Raw genomic sequence first — 4,178 nt, forward strand, 5'->3', positions numbered from 1 at the left:
TGAAAGCGCTGGCGGCCTGAAAAGCCCCCTGTTTTGCCCGATGGACGAGCTGAGAAGCGTTACTAGTGGCATTAAAAGCGGGTTGGAGCTACGAAGAACGCTTTAGGTGTAATTAGCCAGCCAAACATCGTCGACGCTACGCGTCGACGATGTTTGAACCAGTTTTTACACACTCTGGGCCATGGATGGCCGATCGCGGCGGGCCCACGGAGCAGGACCGGAGCGAGGGCATGCCGAGCCTAGGCGAGGCACCGAACGTMAGGGGCAAGAGCCCTTGGTTACTTGGGGCCGGGCGGCGTTCCGCTCTTCCAAGTGACCCGCCGTAAGGGCGGAACCAATAGTCGCCGTTACCGCAAAAACGGATATGTACGCCCGCAAAACCACATCACCCAACACATAGCCATCGCGAGCAGGCTCGCTCCTACAGTGGATTTTCGGCGTGGCATAAAGCCGGCTTGTGGCAACGGGTCGACAACGGGTAATTTGGACGACCTGCCCCTCAAGACACGCCGGAGTTGATCCATGCGCATCGCCTTGCTGTCCGACATGCACCTGTCCGTCAACGCGGTCCCTTTTCCCACCGTGGATGCCGACATTGTCGTACTCGCCGGGGACATCGCCCGGCCGGCCAAAGCCATCGAGTGGGCCAGCGCGTGCCCGGTTCCGCTGCTGTACGTGGCGGGCAATCACGAGTTCTATGGCAGTGACCTGGTCTCCACCTACGAACAGTTGAACAGCCTGGCGCAAGGTACGCAGATCCACATTCTGGAACGTTCGGAATACGTCCACGACGGCGTGCGTTTTCTCGGCTGCACCTTGTGGTCTGACTATCGCCTGCTCGACAGCCCGGAGGATCGGGCGCTGGGCATCGACCTGGCGACCCAACTGATCCGTGACTTCAGCCACATCAGGATCGCCCCCGACTTTCCAGACCTGTTCACCCCGGCCATTTCCCAACTGGTGTTTCTGCAGACCGTCGCCTGGCTGGAAGACTGCTTCACCCGCGACAGCAGCACGCCCACGGTGGTGGTCTCGCATTTCGCCCCGACCCRGTCGAGCATCAGCCCGACCTTTGCCGGCTCGCCGATCAACTCAAGTTTTGTCTCGGACCTCGAAGAGCGGATCAAAGACTGGCAGCCGGCACTGTGGCTGCATGGCCACACCCATGGCAGCTTCGATTATCGGGTGGGCAACACCCGCGTGGCGTGCAACCCCCGGGGCTATGCCAAAAATGGCATCAATGAAAATCCTGATTTCGATGAGGCCTTGGTGATCGATCTGGAGTTCTGAGGTAACGCTCAGATCAACAGTTCCAGCGCATCGAACCGTTCGACATTCTCCGAAAGCCTCGGGCGCCCCTACCCCACGTCCGGCGCGAAACGTTGCGCGTACTCCCTGGGACTCACGCCAAGGCGCCGGGCGAAAACCTTCCTCAGCACGTCGACGCTGTGATAACCGCATCGGCGTGCGACCTCTTCCATCGAGCGCCCGCCCAGTTCGAGCTCCCGGCACGCGGCTTCCAGCCGAACGTCTTCCACGTACTTGGCCGGGGTGGTCTGCAACTCGCGCTGAAAGATCCGGATCAAGGTTCGGACACTGGTAGCAAAGCGGTCTGCGAGGATTTCCACGGTCAGCTGTGAACTCAGGTGCTCACTGATCCAGTGGCACAGTTCATCCAGATTAGAACCGGGGACCTGCTGCGATTGCAGGGCGAMACTGAACTGCGCCTGCCCACCGGGACGGCGCAGGAACAGCACCAGGTTTTTCGCGATGTCCAGCGCAACGTCATCCCCCAGGTCTTCGCTGACCAGCGCCAAGGCAAGGTCGATGCCCGCCGAGATGCCGGCCGAGGTATAGACGTTGTCGTCCTTGATCCAGATCGGATTCGGATCGACCTGCACCTTGGGATATCGCTCGGCAAGATCGCGTGCCATGCGCCAGTGAGTCGTCGCCCGGCGCCCGTCCAGCAGCCCTGCGTCTGCCAGGGCGAACGCGCCGACACAGATCGAGCACACCCGTCGTACGCTTTCGGACCTCGTGCGAATCCATTCTATGGCCGCCCCGTCCAGCTGATCGATTGCCTGCCAGCCTGTCGCCACGATCAGCGTGTCGATGGCCTTGTCGGCACGCCGCTCGTGCTCGAGGGTCGTGTGCGCCATGAGCCCGATGCCAGTGCTGCTGGCCATTTGCGGGTCGACGCCCGCGCAGACCAGTTCAAGCACGTAGGGCGCGAAGGCTCCGTCGTGCAGAGTGTTCGCCAGGGAAAACACCTCGGCCGGGCCGATGACGTCGAGCCCGTCGACGGGTGGCAACCCCAGAATCACCACGCGTTTTGGTGTGCGGCTCTTCAATGAATGGCCAGGTTTCGTCTTGTTCATCACGGCGGGCTCCTGCACGTTCGAGGTACCAATATTGGCACAAATAATCCGAAAATAGTCAATTGCGCCACACGGCGAATCCATAGAGTGAATGGCAAGTCAACGTCATTCCCGGGAGGCACCATGAATACACCCATCAACATCGGCGGCTTCAGCGCTCCAGACTCCGAGCTAGCCCGCAAAGCCGCATCGCTCGTGGAACGCGTCCACTCCAGGGCGCTTTTGCATCATGTGCACCGGACATGGTGGTTTGCCGAATTCCTTGGCCAGCGCCGGGGCTTGCGGTACGACCGTGAAGCGGTCTACCTCGCCGCACTGCTGCACGATTTGGGGCTGACGCCCGAGTTTGCCGCCGACCAGCGCTTTGAAGTCGATGGCGCCGATGCCGCCCGTCATTTTCTCCTGGCCAACGGTTATCCGCAGGCGAAAGCTGAACAGGTCTGGGATGCAATTGCCCTGCACTCCAGCGCCGGCATCGCCGACCGCAAACAGCCGGAAATCGCCCTGATCTATCTGGGCGCCCATGTCGATGTCATGGGCCTGCACCTGGATGAAATCACCCCTTCGCTGGTCGACGACACGCTCGCGCTTTACCCCCGCATCGGCATGAAAGCGGCCTTTACCCAGGCCGTTGCCGAAGTGGCCAGGAACAAACCCCATACGGCCATTGGTACCGGGCTCGCCGATGTCGGGCGCCGCCATGTCCATGGCTTCGATTGCCCGAATGTCTGCGACCTGATCGACAACGCACCCTTCGACAGCTGATCCACTTCCCGTTTATTACAGTGAGAGAACCCATCATGCAGCCACACAAATACCTCATCACCGGAGCAACCGGTAAAACCGGCGTCTACACCGTCCGTCATCTGCTCAATGAAGGTCATGCAGTGCGGGCCTTCGTGCATCAACTGGACGAACGCAGCGCCGCCTTGCAGAACGAGGGCGCCGAAATCTTTGTCGGCGACCTGCTGGAACATGACGATATCTTGCGCGCCATGGATGGCGTGACCGGCGCGTACCTGTGCTACCCGGTTCGCCCCGGCTACATTCAGGCAACCGCCTATTTTGCCGATGCCGCACGGCGCGCAGGCGTCGAGGTGGTGGTGGAAATGTCGCAGATTTCCGCGCGGGAAGACTCTCTGAGCCATGCCGCCCGCGACCACTGGATTGCCGAGCGCGTACTCGACTGGTCGGGCGTGCCAGTGGTGCACATTCGCCCGACGTTCTTTTCCGAATGGCTGATTTTTCCGTGGGTGCTGGATCAGATCGTCAAGGAAAACAGGATAACGCTGCCGTACGGTAGCGGGCGGCACGCACCGATTGCCGCCGAAGATCAGGCCCGTGTGATCGCCAGGCTCCTGACCCAGCCGTCCGGCCATATCGGCAAGACCTACCCGTTGTGCGGTCCCGTCGAACTGAGCCATCAGCAAATTGCCGAGGAAATCAGCGCCATCGTCGGCCGCACCATCACCTACAGTCCGTCGACGCTGGAGGAGTATCGCCAGCACCTGCAGACCTACGATCTGCCGGAATTTGTCATCCAGCACTTCCTGGCGGTGGCGGTCGATTACCAGAACGGGATTTTTTCCGGAGTGGACGGCGTGATCGGGCAAGTAACCGGTCAAGCACCGCAGACGGTGGCTGACTTCGTACGGGCCAATCGCCAATTGTTCGAACAGTGACCGCGGGTGTATGCATCGGGTGTTCAAGTATCAACGCTCGCGCCCGATGCAACGCCGACAACCCGCTACACTTTCCTCGCTCCGCCGCTGCACCCGAGCGGCCAAGATCCCTGACGTC

4 protein-coding genes are annotated in these 4,178 nt (G+C 61.0%); 3 read left to right on the forward strand and 1 reads right to left on the reverse strand.

The window, feature by feature from the left end; all coding sequences use genetic code 11:
• The first annotated feature begins 522 nt into the window (after window positions 1-522).
• Complete coding sequence (locus AC1DVH_RS27035) at window positions 523-1,290, forward strand: metallophosphoesterase (RefSeq protein ID WP_477756372.1); 768 nt, start codon at window positions 523-525, stop codon at window positions 1,288-1,290.
• 68 nt (window positions 1,291-1,358) lie between these two features.
• On the opposite strand, the gene AC1DVH_RS27040 is transcribed toward AC1DVH_RS27035, so the two are convergent.
• Window positions 1,359-2,378, reverse strand: a complete 1,020-nt coding sequence (locus AC1DVH_RS27040; RefSeq protein WP_477756373.1) for a GlxA family transcriptional regulator — start codon at window positions 2,376-2,378, stop codon at window positions 1,359-1,361.
• 123 nt (window positions 2,379-2,501) lie between these two features.
• Here AC1DVH_RS27040 and AC1DVH_RS27045 point away from each other — a divergent pair, with 123 nt between their 5' ends.
• A complete protein-coding gene (locus AC1DVH_RS27045) occupies window positions 2,502-3,143 on the forward strand; it encodes an HD domain-containing protein (protein WP_477756374.1) in 642 nt (213 codons plus the stop codon).
• A gap of 35 nt (window positions 3,144-3,178) precedes the next feature.
• Window positions 3,179-4,060 (forward strand): NmrA family NAD(P)-binding protein, encoded by an 882-nt coding sequence (locus AC1DVH_RS27050; protein ID WP_477756375.1) that lies wholly within the window; start codon window positions 3,179-3,181, stop codon window positions 4,058-4,060.
• The last annotated feature ends 118 nt before the right edge of the window (window positions 4,061-4,178 follow it).

The sequence above is a fragment of the Pseudomonas sp. P4_C3 genome (assembly GCF_056402075.1).

What these genes read in the sequence shown, in the direction of transcription:
- AC1DVH_RS27045 (WP_477756374.1), top strand. Translation starts at nt 2,502, where the DNA reads ATGAATACACCCATCAACATCGGCGGCTTCAGCGCTCCAGACTCCGAG.
- AC1DVH_RS27050 (WP_477756375.1), top strand. Translation starts at nt 3,179, where the DNA reads ATGCAGCCACACAAATACCTCATCACCGGAGCAACCGGTAAAACCGGC.